This window comes from Hymenobacter tenuis (assembly GCF_054780495.1).
Genome location: NZ_BAAGWF010000001.1, coordinates 1,195,193 through 1,218,807, shown reverse-complemented (window position 1 = coordinate 1,218,807; position 23,615 = coordinate 1,195,193). Strand labels below are relative to the sequence as shown.

The 23,615-nt window shown below is 58.9% G+C and carries 24 protein-coding genes; 7 read left to right on the top strand and 17 right to left on the bottom strand.

Annotated features, from left to right (window positions below; translation table 11 throughout):
* Nucleotides 1-24: 24 nt before the first annotated feature.
* Nucleotides 25-594 (bottom strand): hypothetical protein, encoded by a 570-nt coding sequence (locus tag ACYVGU_RS05240; RefSeq protein ID WP_460621195.1) that lies wholly within the window; start codon nt 592-594, stop codon nt 25-27.
* Nucleotides 595-621: 27 nt separating this feature from the next.
* On the bottom strand, nt 622-1,341 hold the full coding sequence (locus tag ACYVGU_RS05235) for a GAF domain-containing protein (RefSeq protein WP_460621194.1): 720 nt from the start codon (nt 1,339-1,341) through the stop codon (nt 622-624).
* A 285-nt stretch (nt 1,342-1,626) separates the two neighbouring features.
* On the opposite strand from ACYVGU_RS05235, the gene ACYVGU_RS05230 reads away from it, so the two are divergent.
* The 3 genes from ACYVGU_RS05230 to ACYVGU_RS05220 all read left to right on the top strand — a co-directional run bounded on the left by ACYVGU_RS05230 (nt 1,627) and on the right by ACYVGU_RS05220 (nt 5,320).
* Nucleotides 1,627-2,343, top strand: coding sequence for a glycosyltransferase family 2 protein (locus ACYVGU_RS05230; RefSeq protein WP_460621193.1), 717 nt, complete (start codon nt 1,627-1,629; stop codon nt 2,341-2,343).
* A gap of 73 nt (nt 2,344-2,416) precedes the next feature.
* Complete coding sequence (locus ACYVGU_RS05225; RefSeq protein WP_460621192.1) at nt 2,417-3,904, top strand: glycosyltransferase family protein; 1,488 nt, start codon at nt 2,417-2,419, stop codon at nt 3,902-3,904.
* Between the two features lie 54 nt (nt 3,905-3,958).
* On the top strand, nt 3,959-5,320 hold the full coding sequence (locus ACYVGU_RS05220; RefSeq protein WP_460621191.1) for a glycosyltransferase 87 family protein: 1,362 nt from the start codon (nt 3,959-3,961) through the stop codon (nt 5,318-5,320).
* On the opposite strand, the gene ACYVGU_RS05215 is transcribed toward ACYVGU_RS05220, so the two are convergent.
* From ACYVGU_RS05215 to ACYVGU_RS05180, 8 genes are all read right to left on the bottom strand, one after another.
* Nucleotides 5,295-6,242 carry a hypothetical protein gene (locus ACYVGU_RS05215; RefSeq protein ID WP_460621190.1) on the bottom strand — a complete coding sequence of 316 codons (948 nt, stop codon included), beginning with the start codon at nt 6,240-6,242 and terminating at the stop codon, nt 5,295-5,297. The genes ACYVGU_RS05220 and ACYVGU_RS05215 overlap by 26 nt on opposite strands.
* A 53-nt stretch (nt 6,243-6,295) precedes the next feature.
* Nucleotides 6,296-6,910, bottom strand: a complete 615-nt coding sequence (locus tag ACYVGU_RS05210) for a TIGR04282 family arsenosugar biosynthesis glycosyltransferase (RefSeq protein WP_460612116.1) — start codon at nt 6,908-6,910, stop codon at nt 6,296-6,298.
* Between the two features lie 69 nt (nt 6,911-6,979).
* Entirely contained in the window at nt 6,980-7,519 is a 540-nt protein-coding gene (locus ACYVGU_RS05205; protein ID WP_460621189.1) for a rhodanese-like domain-containing protein, read from the bottom strand.
* Nucleotides 7,520-7,563: 44 nt separating this feature from the next.
* Complete coding sequence (gene arsS / locus ACYVGU_RS05200) at nt 7,564-8,616, bottom strand: radical SAM/Cys-rich domain protein (protein ID WP_460621188.1); 1,053 nt, start codon at nt 8,614-8,616, stop codon at nt 7,564-7,566.
* 71 nt (nt 8,617-8,687) lie between these two features.
* Nucleotides 8,688-9,020 (bottom strand): carboxymuconolactone decarboxylase family protein, encoded by a 333-nt coding sequence (locus ACYVGU_RS05195; protein WP_460612119.1) that lies wholly within the window; start codon nt 9,018-9,020, stop codon nt 8,688-8,690.
* Nucleotides 9,021-9,122: 102 nt separating this feature from the next.
* A complete protein-coding gene (locus tag ACYVGU_RS05190) occupies nt 9,123-9,668 on the bottom strand; it encodes a heme NO-binding domain-containing protein (RefSeq protein ID WP_460612120.1) in 546 nt (181 codons plus the stop codon).
* A 115-nt stretch (nt 9,669-9,783) separates the two neighbouring features.
* A complete protein-coding gene (locus ACYVGU_RS05185) occupies nt 9,784-10,662 on the bottom strand; it encodes an anti-sigma factor (RefSeq protein ID WP_460621187.1) in 879 nt (292 codons plus the stop codon).
* A gap of 2 nt (nt 10,663-10,664) precedes the next feature.
* The gene (locus tag ACYVGU_RS05180) at nt 10,665-11,222 is read right to left on the bottom strand and encodes an RNA polymerase sigma factor (protein WP_460621186.1); all 558 of its coding nucleotides are present in this window, start codon (nt 11,220-11,222) and stop codon (nt 10,665-10,667) included.
* 253 nt (nt 11,223-11,475) lie between these two features.
* Here ACYVGU_RS05180 and ACYVGU_RS05175 point away from each other — a divergent pair, with 253 nt between their 5' ends.
* A complete protein-coding gene (locus ACYVGU_RS05175) occupies nt 11,476-12,876 on the top strand; it encodes an NAD-dependent succinate-semialdehyde dehydrogenase (protein WP_460621185.1) in 1,401 nt (466 codons plus the stop codon).
* Nucleotides 12,877-13,239: 363 nt separating this feature from the next.
* Here the strand turns inward: ACYVGU_RS05175 and ACYVGU_RS05170 are convergent, their stop codons facing one another.
* Nucleotides 13,240-13,644: a ribosomal maturation YjgA family protein gene (locus ACYVGU_RS05170; RefSeq protein ID WP_460621184.1), complete on the bottom strand. Its 405-nt coding sequence runs from the start codon at nt 13,642-13,644 to the stop codon at nt 13,240-13,242.
* 234 nt (nt 13,645-13,878) lie between these two features.
* On the opposite strand from ACYVGU_RS05170, the gene ACYVGU_RS05165 reads away from it, so the two are divergent.
* Nucleotides 13,879-14,670, top strand: coding sequence for an oxygenase MpaB family protein (locus ACYVGU_RS05165; protein ID WP_460621183.1), 792 nt, complete (start codon nt 13,879-13,881; stop codon nt 14,668-14,670).
* Nucleotides 14,671-14,787: 117 nt separating this feature from the next.
* On the opposite strand, the gene ACYVGU_RS05160 is transcribed toward ACYVGU_RS05165, so the two are convergent.
* Nucleotides 14,788-15,837: an LLM class flavin-dependent oxidoreductase gene (locus tag ACYVGU_RS05160; RefSeq protein WP_460621182.1), complete on the bottom strand. Its 1,050-nt coding sequence runs from the start codon at nt 15,835-15,837 to the stop codon at nt 14,788-14,790.
* A gap of 228 nt (nt 15,838-16,065) precedes the next feature.
* On the opposite strand from ACYVGU_RS05160, the gene ACYVGU_RS05155 reads away from it, so the two are divergent.
* Nucleotides 16,066-16,851 (top strand): SDR family NAD(P)-dependent oxidoreductase, encoded by a 786-nt coding sequence (locus ACYVGU_RS05155; RefSeq protein ID WP_460621181.1) that lies wholly within the window; start codon nt 16,066-16,068, stop codon nt 16,849-16,851.
* A gap of 25 nt (nt 16,852-16,876) precedes the next feature.
* Here ACYVGU_RS05155 and ACYVGU_RS05150 read toward each other — a convergent pair whose 3' ends face one another.
* The 3 genes from ACYVGU_RS05150 to ACYVGU_RS05140 all read right to left on the bottom strand — a co-directional run bounded on the left by ACYVGU_RS05150 (nt 16,877) and on the right by ACYVGU_RS05140 (nt 19,984).
* Entirely contained in the window at nt 16,877-17,647 is a 771-nt protein-coding gene (locus tag ACYVGU_RS05150; protein ID WP_460621180.1) for a YdcF family protein, read from the bottom strand.
* Between the two features lie 77 nt (nt 17,648-17,724).
* Nucleotides 17,725-18,063 carry a thioredoxin family protein gene (locus ACYVGU_RS05145; RefSeq protein ID WP_460612129.1) on the bottom strand — a complete coding sequence of 113 codons (339 nt, stop codon included), beginning with the start codon at nt 18,061-18,063 and terminating at the stop codon, nt 17,725-17,727.
* Between the two features lie 139 nt (nt 18,064-18,202).
* Nucleotides 18,203-19,984 carry a DUF885 domain-containing protein gene (locus ACYVGU_RS05140; RefSeq protein WP_460621179.1) on the bottom strand — a complete coding sequence of 594 codons (1,782 nt, stop codon included), beginning with the start codon at nt 19,982-19,984 and terminating at the stop codon, nt 18,203-18,205.
* A 153-nt stretch (nt 19,985-20,137) separates the two neighbouring features.
* Between ACYVGU_RS05140 and ACYVGU_RS05135 the strand changes: the two genes are divergently transcribed.
* Entirely contained in the window at nt 20,138-21,331 is a 1,194-nt protein-coding gene (locus ACYVGU_RS05135; RefSeq protein WP_460621178.1) for a lactonase family protein, read from the top strand.
* A gap of 6 nt (nt 21,332-21,337) precedes the next feature.
* On the opposite strand, the gene ACYVGU_RS05130 is transcribed toward ACYVGU_RS05135, so the two are convergent.
* Nucleotides 21,338-22,549 (bottom strand): acetate/propionate family kinase, encoded by a 1,212-nt coding sequence (locus ACYVGU_RS05130; RefSeq protein ID WP_460621177.1) that lies wholly within the window; start codon nt 22,547-22,549, stop codon nt 21,338-21,340.
* A gap of 47 nt (nt 22,550-22,596) precedes the next feature.
* Nucleotides 22,597-23,520 carry a DUF808 domain-containing protein gene (locus ACYVGU_RS05125; RefSeq protein ID WP_460621176.1) on the bottom strand — a complete coding sequence of 308 codons (924 nt, stop codon included), beginning with the start codon at nt 23,518-23,520 and terminating at the stop codon, nt 22,597-22,599.
* Nucleotides 23,521-23,615: the final 95 nt, after the last annotated feature.

The window sequence follows — 23,615 nt, the reverse complement described above, 5'->3', positions numbered from 1 at the left end:
CAGGGGTTTGAAGCTGCGGAGGGGCTAGCCTTGGGCTGCGCCGCTCTGTTTCAGGCGTAGTTCCAGCACGCGGGTATCCTCGTTGCTCCAGATAAAATTGCGGATGTCTTCGAGGCGAAATACGGTTAGCCCATCAGGAGTGCCGTATTCGCTGAAGCACTCCATCAAGACTTGTTCCGGGCTCAACTGGCGCACGTAGCCGTAGTAATTCAGGCCCAGGTGAGTGTACACATTCACCAGCTGCCCGGCCTGGAGGGCCCGCTCCAGCATCAGCTGCATCGTTAGGTCGGGCTCGTCGAGGAATGCCGGCGACTTCATGCCGCCGTACACTTTATCCAGGTTATCGGCCTTGAACTCTACGTGCCGGGTGTACTGGTCGTTAAAGGTCAGCTGAAACACATCCATCATATTGAACGATTGGATGGCCGTGGGCATCCCGTCGCGGTTGATGACGCGCAGCATCACTACCTCCTCCGAGAAGCTCAACACGTAGCCTATGGCAAAGCGGCCAGGTTCAGTATGACTGGTGCGCAGGCTCAGCAGCTTTTTTTCCTGGCGGGCGCGCTCCAATACGCTCTGAAACAAACCGGACATGAATCGGAAATACGAGGGATAATCAGATTATTCGGTCAGGACGCTGGCAAATTCCGCTAGCCGCTTCGTGAGCAGGTTGCGCAACGGGGTCAGCCGGTTCTGAGCCGCTTCCAACTCCGCCGCATTGTAAGTGAGGGTTCCGAGGCGGGCAGTGAGGTAGCGGACCATGGCGGCCTGGTCGTGCAGCAGTTCCTGAATCTCGGCCTGCGTCACGAGCCAGTCTGATTCCCGGTTGCTGGAGAGAAAGTATTGGCGCAGCGAGATGGTGAGGCTAACCAACTCCGCTAGGGCCATCAGCAGCTTTTCCTCTCCGGGGGTAATTTCACGTGGCTCCCGGCCAATGATGCACATGGTGCCAATGTTGCTGCCATCGGGCATGTGCAGTGGAGCGCCGGCATAAAAGCGCAACCCCGCTTCCTGAGCTGTATCGGGGTTGATCAGGCGGCAGCTATTCTCGTTCAGATCCTTATAGGACAGCACCTGATTCTGCAGAATGGCCGCCGAGCACAGGCTATCAGTGCGGGGCAACTGCTCCAGGCCAGGCAAACCCAGGTTGGCCTTGAAAAAGACCTTGTGCTCATCAATCAGTGAAATCAAAGAAATTGGCAGGTTAAACACCTGCGCAGCCAGCTCCACGTACTCGTTGAAAATGCGCTCGGGGGTAGTGTTGGTTATCTGGTAGTAGTGCAGGCTTTGGAGCCGCTCCTGGTCGTCGGGCGGAATAAGGGAATCAGGCAATGTGTTCATAACAACAGGTAATGGCAAGGCAGTAAACTCGTGGGGTACCAGTTGGTAGCCTTACAAGAGCAAGGGCTCTGCAACAGCCACAAACGTACAAATGGTAAGCCCGAACACTCAATAGCGAGGTTCAGAGTGCGCCGTATGCGCAAGGTTCAATAATACTAACTCTAGAAAATGTTGCCTTGTTTCATTACGACGCAGTTCATTTGACGAGCCCAGTAGGTTTGTGGGCGCGTCGTGAAGAGGAAAGCAGCACAGTTGCGCATCTTTGCGGGCTCAAGCTGTAATTTCATGACCGTCTCTTCTGCGCCGCTTCCTCCCGTCATCGACGTCATCATTCCGGCATATAATGAGGAGAAATCCATTGCCCGGGTGCTGGCTGAAATTCCGGCCGGGCTCGTGCGGGAGGTGATTGTGGTGGATAACAACTCCTCAGACCAGACGGGCCCCGTGGCGGCGGCGGCCGGCGCTACGGTAGTGCACGAGCCGCGGCCCGGCTACGGCCACGCCTGCCTGGCCGGCATGGCCCGCTGCTTTAACCGGCCGGCTCCGGAGCAGCCTGATATTGTGGTGTTTCTGGATGGCGACTATTCCGACTACCCCGCCGACATGACGCAACTGGTAGCACCGCTGCTGCGCCAGGAAGCCGACTTGGTTATCGGCTCGCGGGCCCTGGGTGAGCGGGAATCTGGCTCGATGCTGCCCCAGCAAATCTTCGGAAACTGGCTGGCCACTAGCCTGCTGCACCTGCTGTACCGGGCTAGGTTCACGGACTTGGGGCCGTTTCGGGCAATCCGGCGGGAGGCGTTGCAGCGTATTGGCATGCAGGATACCACATACGGCTGGACGGTAGAAATGCAGCTGAAAGCCGCGAAGCTGGGGTTACGCTGCACGGAGGTGCCCGTACGCTACCGCCGCCGCATTGGGGTTAGCAAGGTGTCGGGGACGGTGAAGGGGACGCTGGGGGCCGGCTACAAAATCCTCTGGACGATTTTCCGGTATTTATAGCCTGTGCCTTTCTGCTTCACTAGCCCTTGCCCAGGCTGTAACCCGCTTCTTTAGTTCTACTTCTCTTCGCGTAATGCTTGTGTTGTCCCTGTTGCTGGTAGTGCTCTATGGCCTGTGCCTGCTGTTGCTGCTGGGATTTAGCGTGGTACAGTGGCAGCTTACGCGACTGGCCCGCCAAGCGTATGCAGCTCCTCCCCGCCCCACCCCGGGCCCACCGGCCACCTGGCCCCGCCTGACGGTTCAGCTCCCTATTTACAATGAGCTGTACGTGGTGGAACGCCTCATTGACGCCTGCGCGGCCCTGAGATACCCACCCGGCCGGCTGCATATTCAGGTGCTCGATGACTCTACTGACGAAACCGTGGCGCTGGCCGCGGCCCGTGTGGCGCACTACCGGGCCCAGGGCCTGTGCATCGACCACGTGCGGCGCCCCAACCGGACGGGCTTTAAGGCCGGTGCCCTAGCCCATGGCCTGGCCTTAACCGATGGGGAGCTAATTGCCATTTTCGATGCGGACTTTGTGCCCCCGCCCGATTTTCTGAGCCAGGCAGTGCCGCACTTCTTTCTGGATGACGCGGAACACACGCGCACCGGCGTGGTCCAGACGCGGTGGGGCCACTTGAACGAAGAGGACTCCCTGCTCACTCGGCTGCAGGCGTTTGGGCTAAATGCGCATTTCTACGTGGAGCAGGTGGGCCGCGAAACCGGCGGACATTTTCTGAACTTTAACGGCACGGGCGGCATCTGGCGCCGCGCCTGCATTGAGGATGCCGGCAACTGGCACGCCGATACCCTCACCGAAGACCTGGATCTGAGCTACCGTGCCCAGCTGCGGGGCTGGCACTTCCGCTACCTACCGCACCTAGCGGCCCCCGCCGAGCTGCCGGCCGCCATGGATGCCCTTAAGTCGCAGCAGTTCCGCTGGACCAAGGGCGGCGCTGAAACCGCCCGCAAGCACCTGGGCGCAGTGTGGCGCTCTGCTTTCCCGTGGCGCACCCGTTTGCAGGCCACGTTCCATTTGCTGAACAGCTCAGTATTCGTGGCCATTCTGCTACTATCGGTGCTGAGCGTGCCGCTGGTGGTGGTGCGGGCCCGGGTGCCGGAGCTGCGGCCGGCGTTCTATATGGCCTCCTTGTTTCTGGTTACGTTGGTGCCGCTGGTGTTTTACTTCCGCACCGCCTGGCAGCGCGCCGCCATCGACCGGCAACTTCGCTCGGGGCCGGGGTTTGTGGCGCACCTGCTGTTGTTTTTGGCTTTCTCCATGGGCCTGGGGCTACACAACGCACGGGCCGTGGTGCTGGGGTTTCTGGGTCAGCGCACAGCCTTTATCCGCACCCCGAAGCTAGGCCTGCTTCAGGGGCAAAGTGCTTGGCAAACCCGGTACCGCACCAGCCGGCTGCGCAGTGGCCTCACGCTGCTAGAGGGGCTGCTGTTTTTGTACTTTGTGGGGGGCATCGGGGCGGGCATTTACCTACAGGAGTACGGACTTTTGCCTACGCATCTGCTGCTGGCCACGGGTTACGGTCTGGTATTTTACTACTCCTGGCGCCACGCGGCCTGATGCCTCTCGGCAGGGTTTCTTTCTGATTTTCCACTTCCTTCTATTGCCTCGCCCGTGAGCTTTGCTAGTCGCAGCCTACTGATTGTGTTGAGTGCGGGCGCTTACAGCTTGCTGGCGTATGCCACTCCGCGCACCAGTTTTGGCTTGCTGCTAGGGTTAGTGGCCGTGGCCTTTGCCACGTATATCGGGCTAGTAAAAAGCGAGTTGCCGCTCCGCCAAGGCCTAGTACTGGCCTTGCTCCTTCGCCTGCTCTGGCTCCCGGCCCTGCCCCATCTCTCCGACGATTATCACCGCTTCCGCTGGGATGGCACTCTCGTGGCGCATGGCCTGAATCCCTTCCAGTTTCGGCCCGATGAATTAATTGATAAAGCAGTTGAACCCCAGACGACACCTAGTACAGGGGCCGTGCCACCTGCCGTTCTGGAGCAGTTGCGCAACTGGTATCCGCGCCTGAATTCGCCACATTACTATTCCGTATATCCGCCGGTGTGCCAAGCGGTTTTTGGCGTGGCAGCCACGCTTTTCCCAACTTCTGAGCAGGGCTTTGTAGCGGTGTTACGGCTAGTAATTCTGCTGGCTGAAATTGCCACTACAGCCTTGTTACTAGCTCTGCTAAAGCGGTTCGGATTGCCTCAGCAACAGGCGTTGTGGTACCTGCTTAATCCGCTGGTGATACTAGAGCTGACTGGTAATGTGCACTTCGAGGCACTGGTCATCTGCTTTCTGCTGCTGGTGTTTTGGCTGCTGGCGCGGGGGCAACGGGCGGTAGCGGGCGGCGCACTGGCGCTGGCGGTTGCCACCAAGCTGCTCCCGTTATTGCTACTTCCGTTACTGCTGCGCCGCCTGAGCAGGCGCGGGCTGGCGTTGTTTGTAGTAGCCTTGGGAGCTGGGCTGGTGGTATTATTTGCGCCCTTGCTTTCCGCGGAGCTGGGCCGCAACCTCGGCAACAGCTTGGGCCTGTACTTCCGCTCGTTTGAGTTCAACGCCAGTGTTTACTACTTGCTCCGGGCCGTGGGGCAGTGGCTGAAAGGGTACAACACAATAGCAAGCCTAGGGCCGGCACTAGGCCTGGCCACGGCAGCAGGCGGACTGGCCATAGCGTTCCTGGAGCGGCGCCCCAGCTGGGCCACGTTGCCGCGGGCCTTACTGTTGCTGCTCACGCTGTATTTTCTGCTGGCCACAACTGTACATCCGTGGTACATCGCGCCGCTGGTGATGCTGAGCGTATTTACCCGGCTGCGCTACGCGCTGGTATGGTCGGGAGTGGTGGGGCTGTCGTATGCTGCGTATCAAACCAGCACCTACACCGAGAACCTGTGGTTGGTGGGGCTGGAGTATGCAGTAGTGCTGGGCGTACTAGCCCTCGATTGGCGCCAAGGCCGGTTTAGCCTCAGGAGGCCCGATCAGGTACCGTAGCTGTGTCCGGAGGAGCGATGGCGGGTGGAGTTTGGGGCCAGTAGGCGTACCGGCTTACCTGCTTCAGGAGCAATGAGCGCCCATCCCAGGTGGCCTGCCGCAGCAGCAGGTTGGGGTACTCTTTGGCAAACCAGTACGTGTTCTGCTTTTTCTCATCAAGCACTACTACCACACGCCAAGCGGGCTGCGGCGTATCAGCCGTCTGGGCATCTTCGGTGCGAATTTGGGCCTTGTAGAGCCGGGGCACGGCGGCCTGGTTGGTTTGCTGCAGCTCGTAGATGTGGGTAGTGAATGTAGGCTTCTGCGCAAAGCGAAGGGTACGCAAGGTGTACGGCAAGGCATCCTCAAACAAGGCATCGCGGCGCAGCTGGCGCTGGCCGGTGCCCTGCCCATCCCAGTACGAAGAATAGCTCTGCTGATACTGCAACCCGTTGTCAGATACGGCCTTGAACGTGTTGCCGCACCACTCCTGCGAGGAGCTGGTCAGCTTGTGCAGCTGAATGGGCTGGTCGCGCCGAAAGAACAACGAGGTCAGGAAGTGATACGGGTACTTATCGGTAGGAATGCTGCAAAACTGGTTGACCTTGATTACCGGGAATTTGTCTTTGCGCGTGTAATCATCCGTCTTGACGTTGAATTCCTGATTAAACTCTTCCTTTACCGTAATCAGGGTGTACTCAAACTGGCGGGCCTCACCATATATCATACGCTCAGCGGCATAGGTGGCTACCTCGGCTTTGCCATCTTCCCAGAGCTTATCCATCGCCCACTGCTGCTGAAACGGCCCACCCCGCTGCGTTAGCGGGCTTGCTAAAGGTGCCGACGCGGGCTGTACTACCGCTTTCTGCTCCGGCTCCGAGCGGCAGGAAAGCAGCCCGGAGGCAGTCAGGAAAGTAACAGATACGAGGAAGGCGTGGCGCATGAAGCAGAGGATCGGCGTACGAGTGAGTGGGCTACAATACGCGCAAACCGGCCCTAAATGTTCTGCTTAGTTTGCTGCTGCCAGGCGAGCAGGTCGGCACCGGTGTCGATATCCTGTAGTTCGGGCAGCAGGTAGGGCCGCAGCCCCAGGCGGGCGGCATCGGCCAAGGTATCGGCGAGTACCGTATCGGTGCTCCAGGCCTTTTGCTGAAACAGCTCCGGCCACAGGTGCTTCATTCCGAGCAGGTAATAGCCGCCATCCAGGGCCGGGCCCAGCACCACATCGTGGGTTTGCAAGGCCGCAAATGCTTCCGCTACATGAGCCGTGGTCAGGCCCGGACAATCAGTACCGATGATAACTACTGCCGTAGCCTGGCGGGCGAAGTCGTGGGTGAAAGCGGCCTGCATTTTGGCTCCCAGGTCGCCGGGCGGCTGAGGTTGCTGCTCGTAGTCAGGCCAGGGCTCGGTGCAGTCAGCCAAAGGGCCGGCCTCAGCCAGCCATACAGTTTTGTGCACATCCAGCGGAGCTACCTGGGCCCGCGTGTGCGCTACTAGCCCCTTATACACGGCCAAAGCTGCTTCCGCGCCAATATCGGCGGCCAACCGGGTTTTTACGCGCCCCAGCTCCGGGTACCGGGCAAACAAGATAAGGTGAGCACGTTGTAGCAAGGAAGCGGTAACAGGAGCTGAAGATGAACAGGTTTAATGACGAGAAGTACCTAGTAAACCGGATACGTCTTACTCGTAGCTCGCGACGCCCTGCTTCAGCCAAGGGCGCCACAGCACAGAATACGGGTGCACCTTGGTGGTAGGGCCTTGCGCATTCACAACCCCTAGCCCGTCGTTCACCCACTGAAAAATACCCCCGTACAAATTGCGCACATTCCGAAAGCCCTGCTCCTGCAACCAAGTTCCCACCTGCTCGCTGCGCGCTCCTACGGTGCAATACACCACAATTGGTTGGGTGCGCGAAATCTGGCGCAGGTCGGTGTCCCGAAAATGGTCGTAGTCGATGAAGCGGGCGCCGCGCAGGTGGCTTACGCCAAACTCGGCGCGGCTGCGCGTATCTAGTAGCAGCACTTGTTGGGGGCTTTGTTGCAAATCATGGGCTAGGGCGGCGGGCTGCACCACCGGCACTGTTTGCTTGTAAAGCACGCGTAGCATCTGGTCGTACGCCGACATGGCAGGAGTTTGGGGTGCGTCGGTTTTCTGTTGACCACAGGCCGTAAGGGCCGTAGTCAGCAGCAACCCCAGCAGCAGGCTGGTGCTTCGCTTCATATAGGTAGCCACCGAAGATGGGTAAGCACAATAGGGCATTGCTACTAGGTGGTAGCGCCGCCGCAACTGGAGCCGGCGCCGGCCGTGCAGCCGTAGCAGTGCTGATTGATGACAATGGCACGCTCAGCAAGAGGCGCATAGGCAAAGTCGCGGATGTGCTGCGGGGCGCTGGCTTCCACTACTAGGTCTAGCTGCTGGTTGAAGTCACAGTCATAGAGCTGCCCATCCCACCCAATGCTGAGGGTAGTGCGGCACATGACGTTGGCGGCCGCTACGGGGTTGTAGGCATCTACTAGCTTGGCCATGTAGCTTTCGTAGTTGCCGCTTTCCAGCAGATATTCCAGAAACCGGCTGACCGGCAGGTTGGTAATCGTGAGCAGATTGTTGAACACGATGCCATGCTCCCGCCCCAGCCGCTGCTTAAACTCGCGCTCCAGACCTGCTTGGCTGCCGGGCATAAACGCCCCCGACGGGTTATACACTAGGTCCAGACTCAGGCCCGACCCTTCTACGCCATAGCCCACGGCGTTCAGCATTTTCAGGGCCCGAATGGAACGCTCAAACACCCCGTCACCGCGCTGGGCATCGGTGCGGCCGGCCGAGAAGTGTGGCAACGATGAAACCACCCGCACCCGGTGCCGTGCAAAAAACTCCGGCAAATCGTGGTACTTGGGGTTGGCCACAATGATGGTGAGGTTGCAGCGCACAATGGTTTCGCGCCCCAACGCCGATATCTGCTCCACCAGCCACCGGAAATCGGGGTTCATTTCGGGCGCGCCACCCGTCAGGTCTACTACCTCAATCTCTGTTTGGGCCAACGCATCCAGGCACAGCTGCATGGTGTCGCGGGTCATGATTTCAGTGCGGTCGGGCCCGGCATCTACATGGCAGTGGCGGCAGGTTTGGTTGCACATTTTGCCCACGTTCAGCTGCATCACGCTCAGGCCCGTAGCGCGCAACGGCAGCAGGCCGCTTTCGCGCAGCTTGCTGGCAAAGGAAGGCAGATACGCACCTTCCACATCGGCCTGGGTGAGCACGGTGAGCTGGTAGGCCGTATCGGAGAGCGGGGCGTGCCGGGCCTGAAGAGACTTGGTCATGAATTACTAACTACTTGGCGAGGGAGCCGGTTCGGTATTCTTGCCAGCGCGGGCTTCTTCGCCGGTTGTTATTACATACTCAGCTCTTTGGCTTTGTTCATCATCTGCACGCCGTGTACCAGCGCCGCGCCGCCCTTAATGGCCGCGGCTACGTGCACGGCTTCCATCATTTGGGCTTCATCGGCACCCTTTTGCAAGGAGTCGGTGGTGTAGGCATCAATGCAGTAGGGGCACTGCACAGCATGCGCCACGGCCAGGGCAATCAGGGATTTTTCGCGCTCCGTGAGGGCGCCGTCCTTGAATACTTCGGCGTAGTAGGCAAAGAACTTGTTGCCCATTTCAGGCTGCCACTCCGTGATGTTGCCAAATTTGGCCAAGTCGGCCGGGTTATAATACGTGCTCATAAAACGTGTGCTTTAGAAGATAAACGGAAGGACTGCAGCAACTGGATTTTCAGGCCCGGTGCAGCGTAAGCTACTACCCCACTGCAAAGCGCAAACTCCGCACTATGGTTTTATGCGCCGCACCCGAATCCGGACTTTTTCGCCATTTTCGCTGGTGGTGGGTTCTACCAGTATTGCATCGGCTTCATCGTAGTGCGCCGCTATGCCGCGCACAATGCCCACGGCCAGCGCGCCCATACGCCGCGCCGACACGTAGTCGATAAACAGTTCATCGGGCGAAACTCGGGTTACGTTCAGTACGGGCGGCGCATTCTGCACGTGCTCACTGCGCACCTGCTTGTGCATAGTTCCTTCTGTGTGTTCCAGCATATCCAGAGTGGTCCATTCCGGCTTCACCAGCTTCTGGTACATGTACATCAGGTCTGGCACTAGGTATTCGCCAAACTTCTCGTGGAGCTCGTCGGCTGAAAGGCCCGTCATGACGGCGGCCTCTCCTACCAGCCGGTACATGTGCTCATCGGGGTACACCTCCTTGTGGTCGAAGTCGGTAGCCGACAGCCCGGAAGCCTCTAGTAGCCGCAGCCAAGTGCTATGGTCATACTGCGTCTGAACATAGCGTTTTAAGAGCGTGAAGATGGTTCCGTGCACGGGAATGAGGGTAAAGTAGGCCGGAAGATACACCAAAACCGCACTCCTTATGCCAAACAAGGAGCAGGCCGCCTAGGCAACCTGCTCCTCGCTGTAGTGCTAATCAGCCACTAGGCTATATGTTGCCGATAACCGTCATGGTGCTCAGCGTGGGCGATGCTACCCCACCTTCATCCTCTACCGTCATGGCAAAGGCCTGAGCGCTGGCAATGTCTTTCATCTGCTGAATACTGTCGCCGGCGGCGGTAGTAGAGGCCAGCACCCCGGCATCTACGGGCTTGCCATTATCAAGAGCCCACAGCTGATACTGCTTGCCGGAGGGCAGCGCAGGCAAGTTGCGGACATCCACGTACACGGCTTTCGTCTTGGCGTTGTAGTACACGCGGGCCAAGGCCTCGGGGGCTTTGGGTGTGCCTTTCAGCTCTACCGCCCGGAAAGCTGCGCTGCGCAGTACTGCTAGTTGCTGGTCACGTTCGTTGAGGGCCGCCTGCTGGGTAGCCGCGTAGCGCGACTGTTGCGTTTGGGCAACTTCGAGGCTGGCTTCGGTTTGTTTCAGGCGGTTATAGAGCAAGTAGTTGCCTAGGGCGCTCAGCACCAGCAAGGCTACCGAGGCAGCAATCATCCAGCGGGTACGAGAGCGGCCGGCGTCTTCCACAGGCATCTGGCGTACTACAGCCTCACCGGGAGCCGGCGCTACTGGGGCACTAGGCTCGGGAGCCGAGGCAACCATGCGGGGCGTTGCCGCTACGGGCACCGGCGCTGCCTGAATGGCCTGCTGCCAGCCTTGTAGCACCCGCTCCCGCATACCAGCCGGCGGCGTTACGGCATGCGCTTCAGCGTAGGCGTCAAGAGTAAGGGTAATGTTGCTGAGTTCCTGAGAAACTTCCGGGTGTTCCCGCACGACGCGCTCTACGTCAGCGCGCTCGGCCTCGCTAAGCACGCCCAGGGCGTACTCCTCAAGGATACCAGATTCGATATACTCCTGTATGTTCACGATTACCGAATCAGTTTAGAGAGTACTTTGATAGCCGCCCGGGCCCGGGTTTTCACGGTGCCCAGCGGAAGACTGAGTTCTTCTGCCACTTCACTTTGCGTAAATCCGCCGAAATAAAGCAGGTCCACGATTTGCCGCTGCTCCGGATTCAGCTGGCGCGTCATTTCCTGCAAACCAATGTGCTCAGGCCGGAACGAAGGTTCGGCGGCCTGGCGCAGCGCTGCACTTTCTTCGATGGGCTGCGTACGACTACCTACGCGGTACTCTCGCGAGCGGATTTTGTCGATGGCTAAATTTCGACACACGTTCATCACCCAGGTAAACAAACGGCCTTTGCTGGCGTCGTAGGAGGGAAAGGAGTGCCAGATTTTAACCATGGCTTCCTGCAACACGTCCTCGGCAATTTCTTCTTTCTTTACAATGCGCAGTATCACGCCGTAAAGGGCTGCGGAGTACTTGTCGTAGAAGATGGTCATAGCGCCCTCGTCCCGGTCGCGCAAACGTTGCACAAGCAGAACTTCAGTTTCAAGGGCAGCCGACTCAGGAGTAGGAACAGACACGGGCAGCAGCTAAGGGAGGCAAGGCGGCAGGTAGCCGCCCCACAGATGGAACGAAAGTACAGGATAAAGCTAAATTTCGGCGCGCTGCTACAGAACAAAGTATATAGTAAGCGCTATCGTTCTGCTGCTACGCCCCTTGCCGGGCCGAAGTTGCCGCGGTTGAGCTTAACCATTGGCCTAGCAGGCTTGTTTAGCAGGGCTGGCTTACCGGTTGCTACTCTTTCACTTAAGTTCCTATTCCTTTCCTTTTCCTATGGCCATTGAATCTTTCAACCCCTACACCGGCCGCGTAGAGCGCCGCTTTCGTGCCTTTAGCTGGGTTAAAACAGAGCGCATTCTGGGCCAGGCCCACCGTGCCTTCAGCCAGTGGCGCACTACCCCCTTCTCGTACCGCAGCCGCCTGATGCACCGCGCCGCCGACCTGCTACGCGAGCGGCAGGACGAGCTGGCCCGCCTGATGGCCATTGAAATGGGCAAACCTATTGTAGATGGCCGGGCTGAGGTACTGAAATGCGCCCTCACCTGCGACTATTATGCCGACCACGCCGAGCAGTTTCTGGCCGACGAAGAAATCAAGACCGAAGCCCAGCTCAGCTTTATTGCACACGAGCCCATTGGCGTGGTGCTGGCCGTAATGCCCTGGAACTTCCCATTCTGGCAGGTGGTGCGCTTTGCCGCGCCCGCCCTGATGGCCGGCAACGTGGGTCTGCTCAAGCATGCCTCCAACGTGCCGCAGTGCGCCCTAGCCCTGGAGCAGATTTTCCACGATGCCGGCTTCCCTCCTGCCGCCTTCCGCACCTTGCTCATCGGCTCTGACCTAGTAAGTAAGCTGATTGAAGACGACCGGGTACGGGCCGTAACGCTCACCGGCTCGGAGCCGGCTGGTGCACAAGTGGCCGCTACTGCCGGCCGCGAAATCAAGAAAACGGTGCTGGAGCTGGGCGGCTCCGATGCCTTTATTGTACTGGCCGATGCCGACCTGGAGCTGGCTGCCAAAACTGCGGCCCAGGCCCGCATGATTAACGCCGGCCAAAGCTGCATTGCAGCCAAGCGGTTTATCGTGGAAAAGAAGGTAGTGAAGGAGTTTGTGACCCAGATGAAAACGCACCTACTCGCGTTCCGCACCGGCGACCCGCTCGAGGAAAGCACGCAATACGGCCCGCTGGCCCGCCCCGACCTGGCCGATGAGCTCACTAAGCAGGTAGAAGACTCCGTGAAACAGGGCGCTAAAGTGGAGTTGTACGGCGGCCAGAGCAAGCCTGGCACGGCCTTGTTCCGGCCCATGATGCTCAGCCACGTGAAGCCCGGCCAGCGCGCCTACGAAGAGGAGTTCTTCGGGCCCGTGGCCATTATTCTGGAAGCTAAAGACGCCGATGATGCCATTCGCTTGGCCAACGACTCACGCTTTGGCCTGGGTGGCTCCATCTGGACCCGCAATGTGCAACGCGGCCAAGAGCTGGCGCGGCGCGTAGAGGCCGGCGCGGTGTTCGTGAATAGCATGGTGAAGTCGGCGCCGGAAATGCCGTTTGGCGGCGTGAAAAAGTCGGGCTATGGCCGGGAGCTTTCTCACCTGGGAATTCGGGAGTTCGTCAACCAGAAGTCGATTTGGATAGCCAGGGAAAGTGCTCCTGAAGCCAAGAAAAAAGTGGAGTAAGTACTAGCCCCCGCAGTTGCGCAAACCCCTTGCTCCCAGCTGAAGCGACTTGGCGGCTCAGGCGGGGGTAGTGACACATGAGAAACCGCTGGCCATCCTTAGCTTCATCTGCTTTATCACGCGTGCAGTAGTATTGTCCTGTTGAGCAGCGGCGCATCCAGCCAAGGACCGAAGCATCTCGCTTAACTGACGTTACCAAAGTAACTGTCATTCCGAGCGCAGTCGAGGAATCTCGCGTGCTGATGTTGAGTTACCAGTACAACGTCAGCACGCGAGATTCCTCGACTGCGCTCGGAATGACGTTCTGTTTTTAGTAGGCCAGTCGCTAGGCCACTTGCACACCATTGGCGTACGGCTGCCTGATTATGACGAAGTTTGGCTTGCATTTTCGGGCAGCCACAACCGCTCTGCTCCTAGCCCAACGAGTACTCCCACTGCGTAGCACAACAGGTCGCTCCACAAAAAGCCATGGCCTAGCACTAGGCTGCCCAGCGTTGTGTGCCGCAGCGCACGTAGCCACGGCGCTTGGCAAAGCTGGCTTAGCTCAATGGCTACGGCAAACCCAGCAGCAAGCACCGCAACCCGTTTACTAGGCCAACGAGGCCAGCAAACCCCCACCAGCCAGAAAACCAGCAGCGCCCATAGCGTATCGCCGGCGTAGGCAGCTACCCAGGCAGGAAGTGATGCCCCGAACCGGCGAGATGCCAGGCCCAGCACCATCGTCAGGGCCAGGAGCAGCCCATACCCAACCCTATTTCTACTAACCATGATAAGCGGATAGATAACTGGCAATATTATGTTTACTTTGCAATTCAAAGTTATTTGCAATTCAACAAATAACCGAAACAAGTTGAACACTTAACCTCAGGAATGCCATGCCGACCGCCGGCTCTGCACCATGAGCTTACTTCGGTTATAGCTAGACAACTCACTCATCCCGTTCAGAATAAGCACCTACTGCGTTGGGTTGGTGTTGGTGATTTCAGAAGTAGGTAGAAGAATATGGAGTATTTCGTTGCGAAAGATTCGGTGGTGCGCGCTATTTGGGGCAAGGCCGATATTGTGTTGTTTGTGTTTGCGGGCGCCGCCGCCGAGTTTGCCGTGAACAAGGCCGTTGACTGGCTGTACTTCACGGGCCGCCTTCCCGCCGACCCCTTGGCCCGACTGTTCTCTACCGTAGAGTACGCCCGCCAGATTGTGTTTGCCAACCGAGCCGGCGCCGAGCGGGCTATTGACACCATTGCGGCCATTCATGGGGCTGTAGAAGCGCAGCGGGGCCAGCGCATTCCGGACTGGGCCTACCGCGACGTGCTGTACATGCTCATCGACTATTCTATCCGGGCCTTTGAGCTGCTGGAACGGCCCATGACGGTGGCCGAACGGGCAGAAGTGTTTGAGGTATTTGGGCGGGTTGGCCAGCGCATGGGCATTCCGGACTTGCCCACTACCTACTCTGCCTGGCTCACTGACCGAGAGTTGCACCTCACCCAGGACCTAGCGCCCAGCCGCTTCACCACCGACCTGTACCAGCAATACCGAAAACATCTGGGCCCGTTGCGCTACCATTTGTTGCTGCAAGGCCAGCGCCTGGTGGCGCCCAAACTAGTGCGGGAGTTGCTCCAGCTAGGTTCCCGCTCCTGGCTACAGCCCATTGTGCCGCTGTACCGCCACACCCAGCACCTAGCCCTCAGCCAATGGGTGAAAACCCTGCTGCTGCCCCCATCTTACCGCGACCAGATTCTGGCGCTGGATAAACTTCCTACGCCGAAACCAGCACGCCCCGCCTACCACTAGCCTCCGGAGCAAGTCAAACCCCACGCCTCGGCCCCAACAAAAAACACCCGACTGTAGAGCCGGGTGTTTTGGTGTAGTAGCATGCTAGCGCAAAGCCGGTTTGCGGCTTCCTGAAGCCTAGGCGCCCACTGGCTGCGCAGCAGCAGCTAACGGCGCCGCCACCTGCCCTTTTAGCTCTGCCAGAATTTCATAGGAGCGTAAGCGCGCGGCAGGGTCGAAAATGTGCGACACCACCATCAGCTCATTCACCTTGGTTTTGGTGATAAAGGCGTCGAGCTTGCGGGCTATGGTTTCGGGGCCGCCCACGAACACGTAGGTCATCATCTGGCGCACGGCGGCTTCCTCGTAGTCGGTCCAGTAGCCTTCCATGGTCTCGATGGGTGGCTGCAATGGGTGGGTTGTGCCCCGAATGATACCTAGCGCAAACATATAGAAAGAAGTAGCCAGGCGTTCGGCTTCCGCATCGGTGTCGGCGGCAATAACATTAATGCAAGCCATGGCATACGGCGTGGCCTGCTGGGCTGAAGGCCGGAAGTTGCTGCGGTACAGGCGCAGGGCTTCTTCTAAGTAGGTAGGCGCAAAGTGGCTGGCGAAGGCAAACGGCAAGCCCAGTATAGCCGCCAGCTGCGCGCTATAGGTGCTGGAGCCCAGCAGCCACACCGGAATATCCAGCCCCTCGCCGGGCACGGCACGCACCTTGGCCGTCCGGTTTTCCGCCGACAAATATGTGCGCAGCTCCTGCACGTTTTCGGGGAAGTCGTTGACCGAGTTGCGGGCGTCGCGGCGCAGGGCCTGCATCGTTACCTGGTCGGTGCCCGGGGCGCGGCCCAGCCCCAGGTCAATACGGCCTGGGTATAGCGAGGCCAGGGTCCCGAACTGCTCAGCTACCACCAGCGGGGCGTGGTTGGGTAGCATAATCCCACCCGAGCCCACCCGGATAGTAGAGGTTGCACCAGCAATGTGCCCAATCAGGATGGCGGTGGCGGAGCTGGCAATGCTGGCCATATTGTGGTGCTCGGCCAGCCAGTAGCGGGTGTAGCCCCACTGTTCGGCGTGCTGGGTCAGCTGCGCGCTGTGTCGGAAGGTATCGGCGGGCGTCTGGCCCTGTAAAATGGCCGCCAGATCGAGCACAGAAAGTGGCAGATTGGCTAGCTGAGATGTAGTCATGGGTGTAAATCAAGGTAGAATGCCGGGTACAGCGTTGGGCCAGTTGGGCGTGCTAGGGTTGATGCCGTAACATACCCTAGTCAGCAAGGGCCAACGCGTGCTTCTGATGTGCGGCGGAAGCTGGTAAAACCTGGGGCGGGCCGGAAAAGTTTATGGCCTGGTACATCTTCCGCTCACCTCTCTATCGTACGGATACCGAGCCTTCTCCTTTCTACCCAAGTTTACCGCATGGAGCCTACTTCACTTACTGGAAAGAAAGTTGTTATTACCGGTGCCTCTAGCGGCCTAGGGTTTGCCATGGCGCAGGCCCTAGCCGGCGCCGGGGCCACCGTCCTGATTACCGCCCGCAGCCGCCACTCCCTCGATGAGGCTATTTCTCGGCTGGAGCACCTGCCCGGCCCTGTATCGGCCCGCGTGCTAGATGTACGCGACGAAGACTCTATTGCAGCTACCGTGGAGTGGGTGCGCGCTAATTGGGACGGGCTGGATATGTTGGTGAACAATGCGGGCATTGGGATGCGCACCGTCAACCCTAATTTTCTCACGACCCCGCAGCCGTTTTATGAAGTTAGCGCCGCCGGTTTCCGCGACCTGCTCGACACCAACCTAACGGGGTATTTTCTGGTGGCGAAAGGCTTTGCGCCGCTGCTGGTAGCCCAGGGCCGGGGGAAAATTGTGAACATCTCAATGAATCACGACACCATGAAGCGCAAAGGCTTTATCCCCTACGGGCCTTCCCGCGCCGGTGCCGAGTCGCTTTCCTTGATTATGGCCGAAGACCTGCGCGACTTTCACATTGATGTGAACATGCTGCTACCCGGCGGCGCCACCGAAACCGGCATGATTCCCGAGAGCTTTGAGCAGCGCGGCACCTTGTTGACACCCACCGTACTGGCGCGGCCCATTATGTTCCTGGCTTCTGATGCCAGCACCGGCATCACGGGGCAACGCATTGTGGCCACAGAGTTTGAGCAGTGGCTGCAGCACCACGCCCAACCCACTAGCCCGGTATAAGGCCAGAACCAGGAGCAGTAGTTAGCTACGTGGCGTACCCTAGCAGGCGGTACACAACATACCCCGATAGTTCGTGTAGCAGTATGCTCCACAGCCGGAAAGCCTCTTCACTAGGCACCAACCAGTAGGAAAGTGTCGGCTGGCGGTCAGTGGAGTAGTACGAGGCCGGGAAAGCCACCGGGCGCAGGCCTACCTTCCGGAAGCACCCTAGGGCACGCCGCTCATGAAAGGCGGAGGTAACCAGCACGATGGACTTGATTTCAGGATGACGGGACAACAGGACCTTGGTATTTAGGGCGTTTTCACGGGTATTGCGGCTTTCCGTTTCCAGCAGAATATCCTGGGGCGGCACTCCAGCCAGCCGCAACAGAATCCGGAGTTCCTCGGCCTCGGAGCGCGTTTTCACCCCAGATAAAGCCCCGGAGCCACCCGAAACTATGATGTTGCGCACGCGCCCAGCCCGGTAGAGCCACAGGGTGTGTAGCAGCCGGTCGGCGCCTTGGGTTACGTACACCCGGTCGTGGGGGGCTTTGCGCCCGCCGGTAATGCCCGTAAGCAGCACAGCAGCATCGTGGTGGCCCAGCTTCGAGAGGCGCACCGGCGGCACTTCCCAGGCCAGCATTGCCTCGTTTAAAAGCGCACTATTTGTGAAAACCAGGGCCAGCCCAAGCGCCGCCAGCAGCAAGCCTTTGCCCCAGCGCGAAGTCCGCAACAGGGCTGCCAGCACCAGTAGTGCCACCAGCCACACCGCCGGCGACAGCAAAAAATCTAGAACTTTAGATAAGATAAAAAACATGGCCGCGAAACTACATCGGGTTTCCCAATGTGGCTTCGCGGCCCAGTGCACCCTAGTAAACACTAGGTGCGGCGGCGTTATAAAGTGGTATCAGAGCAGTTTTGCAGCTTCGTGAGCATCAGCTGTACTTCTTCTTCGGTTTGCAGCGTGTCGCACTCCGTGAGGCGGCCGCGGCAGTAGGCCACAAAAAACGGAGCCACTTTCGTAGCCATCATTTTGCGGGCCACCGGGTTTTCGTCGGAATTCAGGCGCAGAAAAGTGGTATTGCCATAGCGAGGGTCAACGGACATCTTCTCGAAGGGCGGAGTCAGCAGGTCACAAATCGGACAGTTCTTCGACGTGAACTTGGCTAGTACGCGGGGGAAATCGTGGACGAGGGTGCGCAGGCCCTCATCGTTGGTGTCAATAACTTTCATGCAACAGGTAGTGGTGGAGAATCATAGGATCAGCTGCGTAAAAAAGCCGACGTGGAGGTTTCTCCTGCAGACAAAAAGCCAGCCCCAGAAAATTCCTTTCCAGGGCTGGTTTTGGTTTTTTAACGAGAAGGCAGGCGCACTAGTTATTGTTCTGCATCATCTGCCGGATGTACTTCACCGGGGCGCTGCCGTAGCTCAGAAACTGCTCATGAAAGCGCTTAAGGTCGAACTCGGCGGCCTGTTGTTTCTTGAGCTCTTCGCGCAAATTATAGATTTCAGTGGAGCCCGTGAAGTAGCTGCTGAGCTGCACTTGGCTTAGGGTAGCGCGCAGCCACTTGTTGCGGGCCTCGGCTTCTTCCTGAAAACCATCGCGCTGCAGCATAGCCACGGCGGCCTGCTCCGAGATATTGTTGACGTGGACCTCATGGTCGAGGATGGCGTTCAGGGTCACGCGCATGTTCCACTTGTCCCACATGAGCCACATTTCGTCGGTGTTGCCGCCGTAGCCGCTTTCCAGCATCATGCGCTCGGTGTACACGGCCCAGCCCTCAATCATGGCGCCGTTGCCAAAAATCGACTTCACCAGCGAGGGGCTGCGGTTGGCGTACACCAGTTGAGTGTAGTGCCCCGGAATGGCTTCGTGGATGTTAAGAATCTGGAGCGTATACTGGTTGTACTCGCGCAGGTAGCTTTGGGCCTGGGCGGCGGGCCAGCCCGTGAGGGGCTCTACGTTGTAGTAGGTGTTGGCTGCTTTATCGTAGGGGCCAGGCGCCGAGATGCTGGCACCAGCACCGCTGCCGCGCATATACAGCGGCGTCTCGCGAACAACCAACGGCTTGGTAGGGTCCTGGGTGAGCAGCTTATGGTCATCCACCCACTTTACCAGCGTCGGCATTTGGTCCTGTACGGCCTGCACAAAGCCAGCGGGGGTAGCGTGCTGCTCAGAAAGCTTTCCGATAACCTGCTTGATAAGAGCCAGTGAGTCAGCAGGTGCGGGCTGGCCAGGGAAGTACTTAGGCCAGAGCCGTGCGGCGCGCTTGCCCATGTCGTGGAGCAGTTCTTGGCGGTGCTGCTGGGCTTTGCGGTACACCTCATCGGCGGAGTAGCTGGACTGAATATCCAGGGCAAACTTGCGGTCGAAGAGCGACTTGCCAATGCGGAAGCTGCGGAATTTACCGGCCGGCAGCACCTCCTGCTGCAGAAAGCGCAGGTAGCCATCCATCACCATTCTGGTAGTAGCAATGCGGTCGGTCAGGTCTTTCTTTTCTACCGCCGTCAGGCCCGATTTCGCTACCGAGTCTTGCAGCGCTTTCCCAAATACTTCCAGCCCGCCTTTGGTTTGCCGAATAGCTAGGTTGGTGTGCTCGCGGGTAGGCGTCCGGATGTTTTGCTTGGCGGCCTCATAGTAATCGGCCGAGCGGCTGATTTTGTTGCTGATGGCCAGTAGCCGGCGCTCCAGTGGGTGGTAGCGGCCATTGAGGATTTCGGCTACCGAGGAGCCCAGGTTATAGCCCGCCGGGTTCCACTGCCAGTCGCGGAGCGTATCGGCGTAAAAGCGGGCCGACTGCAGGTAGTTTTCCAGCAGGCGGAAGTCGGTTTGGTTGTTGATAGAAAGCTTTTCGACCTGGAAGATTTCCATTTCCTGGCGCCGCCGCGTCAACGCCGCCGCTTCCGTTTGGCGGCGCCCGGCCGTGGGTATCACCAGCAGAGAATCGTAGCGGTGGTAGCCGGCCGAGGAGGCCCACTCGGGGTTATAATACCACAGGGAGTCAATGAAGCGCTGCTTGTACCGGTCGAAGTCCGCATCAACGGTTTCGGGCGTGCCGGAAGTAGGCTTGTCGGAGGAGTTGCAGGCGGTAAGCACCGATGCGCCCGCCAAGGCAGCGGCCAGCACCAGCCGGGAGGGTAATAGTTTTATCATAAAGGCAGCAAAGGGGGAAAACGCTAAGTAGCAAGGTAGCGCCCAACGACACAGATTGCTACCAGGCGTTGCGGCAGACTAGGCATTGTTGCATTTATATCCTCATTTTTACGCTACTGATCCTACTTCCTGTGCTCACCTTCCCTACTTGTTATGTCCGTATCCAATCCTAGCCGCCGCAATTTCTTGTACACCCTTGGGTTTGGGCTAGCGGGCAGTGCCCTGCTGGCGGCTTGCGCCCGCACGGGGACTAGTGCCACGCGGCAGTCTAGCTTAGTATATGTGGGCACCTATGGCCCCGCCGACCAGGAAAATATTGTGCTCTACCGCCTCAGCCCCGATACCGGAGTGCTAGCCCGCGTTATGGGCGCCAAGGGCGGAGCCAGTCCCTCGTTTCTGACCGTAGATGCCCAGCACCGCTACCTCTACGCCGTGAATGAAGTTGATAATTTTCAGGGCACGCCTAACGGGGGCGTGAGTGCGTTTGCCATTGATAAGCAGAGCGGCAGCCTGACGCTGCTAAACCAGCAGGCCTCGGCAGGCACCATTCCGTGCTACATCAGCCTGGATGCCTCAGGCCGCAACGCGCTGGTGGCCAACTACGGTACCGGCTCGGTTGGCGCCCTGCCCATTGGGCCCGATGGCCGCCTGCAACCAGCCTCGGCTACGGGCCAGCACACCGGCAGCGGCCCTCATAAAGACCAGCCCCATGCCCGCGCCCACTGCCTGCTGCCCGACCCCGCCGGACGGTTTGTGTTTGCCGTGGACTTAGGCACCGATACCGTGTACGCCTACGCCCTGGATGCCGCCCGTGGCACCTGGCAGATCCAGCCCACGCCGGCTTTTCAGGCCAATCCCGGCGCGGGGCCGCGCATTCTTACCTTCCATCCTACCCAGCCCCGCGCTTACCTCATTAATGAGCTGAACGGCACCCTGACGGCTCTGGCGTACAACGCCGCTGAGGGCACTTTCACTGAAATCCAGACCATTTCGACGCTGCCTGAGGGCTTTTCGGGGTGGAATGCCTGCGCCGATGTGCACGTCTCGCCGAACGGCAAGTTTGTGTACGGCTCTAACCGCGGCCACAACAGCCTGGCGGTTTACAGCCTGGAGGAGGGTAGCGGCCGCATGCGCCTGGTAGAGCACGTAATGCTGCCCGGCAAAACGCCCCGCAGCTTTGCCTTCGACCCCAGCGGCCTCATTGTGCTAGTAGCGCACCAGCAGTCCGATACCATCGTGACGTATTTTGCTGATGCCCAAACCGGCCGCCTCACCCCCACTGGCGCCAGCGTGGAGCTGAAGGCGCCCGTGTGCCTGCAGGTGTACCCTGACTTTCTGCGGGGGTAAGGACCGCTACCCTGCCAGCAGCTCCGCACACTGCCGGGCAATTTCCAGTTCCTCGTTGGTAGGCACTACCAGCACCTTCACGCGGGCACCTGCGGGGCTGATTTCGCGGAGACCGGGGCGGCGCTGCTGGTTTTCCTGCTCATTGAGTTCAATCCCGAGAAACTCCAACCCTTCGCAGGCCAGTTGCCGTACCAACGCGTCGTTCTCTCCTACCCCGGCCGTAAACACCAAGGCATCGAGCCCGCCCAGCACGGCAGCATAGGCGCCAATGTATTTGCGAATGCGGTACGCATACAGGTCGTAGGCTAGGGCGGCGCGGGCATCGCCTTGCTGGCGGGCCTTCGTGATGTCGCGCATATCGCTAAAGCCTGTGAGGCCGAGCATACCGCTTTCCTTGTTAAGAAGGGTGCTGATTTGCTCGGCAGTGTAACCAAGCTGCCCCATCAGGTGAAGTACAATAGAAGGGTCCAGGTCGCCGGTGCGGGTGCCCATTACTAGGCCGCTGAGGGGCCCAAACCCCATGCTGGTATCGAGACAGCGGTTGGCGCGCACGGCGGCGGCGCTGCAGCCGTTACCGAGGTGCAGCGTAACCAGGCGGGCATCGGGCTTGCCTAAGTAGCTAGTAGCCTGAGCTGCCACGTACTGGTGGCTGGTGCCATGGAAGCCGTACACCCGGATGCGCTCTTCGGTGTACAGCTTTTCGGGCAGGGCGTAGCGGAAAGCCGGTTCGGGCAAGGTCTGGTGAAACGCCGTATCAAACACGGCTACCTGCCGGGCCTGCTTGAAAATGCGTTCCGCTACCTCAATGCCCACTAGGTTGGCGGGGTTGTGCAACGGGGCCAGGGCAAACAAGCGCCGGATTTCCGCCTTCACATCATCGGTAATGATGGTAGTAGCCGCGAAGCTTTCCCCGCCGTGTACTACGCGGTGCCCCACCACGTGTATATCGGCGGGGTCGCGCAGTACGCCTTGCTCCCGGTCGGTGAGCAGGGCCACTACTTCGCGCAGGCCGGCCTCATGGTCGGGCAACTCCAGCGTTCTACGGACTTCCTGAGGCGCATCGGGAGTGGCAACGGAGCTAAACACTTTGTGCGTGATGACGGCATTGGCATACCCAATGCGTTCCACCAGCCCGCTGCACACCGGCTGCTGCGTGGGCCACCGAAACAGTTGATATTTAATGGAGCTGCTACCGGAGTTAACAACAAATATGTTCATGCGGAAAGTAACGTGAGAGCCGGTTTCGCGCGGCAGTGTAAGTGCCCTTAGCTTTTGCTGGGCAGTACCTTTTTCACCAGCCGAACCACTTGGTCAATAAAGAAACCCAGGATAAGTCCGCCAATACCACAGGCTAGGGCCTTGGCCAGCCAGGCTACTGCCGGCATATCGGCTAGGGCTTCTTCCAGGTCGTGCAGTAAGTGGGCGGTAAACGGAATGCCGTGGGCAATAATTTCGGCACCCACCCACAGCATGGCGGCAGTGCCTACGTAGCTCAGAATCTGCAGGAAATGCGGCATAAACTTTACTAAGCCCCGGCCAAATTTCTGGGTGGCGGGGCCGTGCTTATCCTTGGCCAGATGCACACCAAAATCATCGGCCTTCACAATCAAACCCACAAAGCCATACACGGCCACCGTTATAAATACAGCCACGGCCGCCATCACCACAATCTGGTTCACAATCGGCTGGCCGGTTACCTGACTGTAGGCAATGGCCATAATTTCGGCCGACAGGATAATGTCAGTTCTGACGGCGCCGGCCACCCGCTCTTGCTCTAGCTCTTCCGGGGTAATCGTTTTTACATTTTCACTTTCAGGATCTACCTCGTGGTGCTTGCTGAACATGGAATGCACCTTTTCATACCCCTCATAGCACAAATACGCCCCGCCCAGCATCAGAATGGGCGTAATAGCCCAAGGAGCGAAATACCCCAGCACCAAGGCCGCCGGACTTAGAATAAGCAGCTTATTGATGAGTGATTTTTTGGCAATCTGGAAGATGATGGAGAGCTCCCGGGAAGGGTCAAGGCCCACTACGTATTTGGGCGTAACGGCCGTGTCATCTATTACAATGCCGGAAACCTTCCCGGTGGTTTTGGCTACCTGCGCCGGCACATCGTCGAGGCTGGCCGCGCTGACTTTCACCAACGCCGAAATATCATCTAGTAAAGCAAAAAGTCCTGAAGGCATAGGGTGTGTTGAGTGCTCTGTTTGGGTTGCAAAAATGGGGTACTAGGGTAATTTGGGCAGCAAGCTAAAGGAAAGTACGCTGGATAGCTCGTATC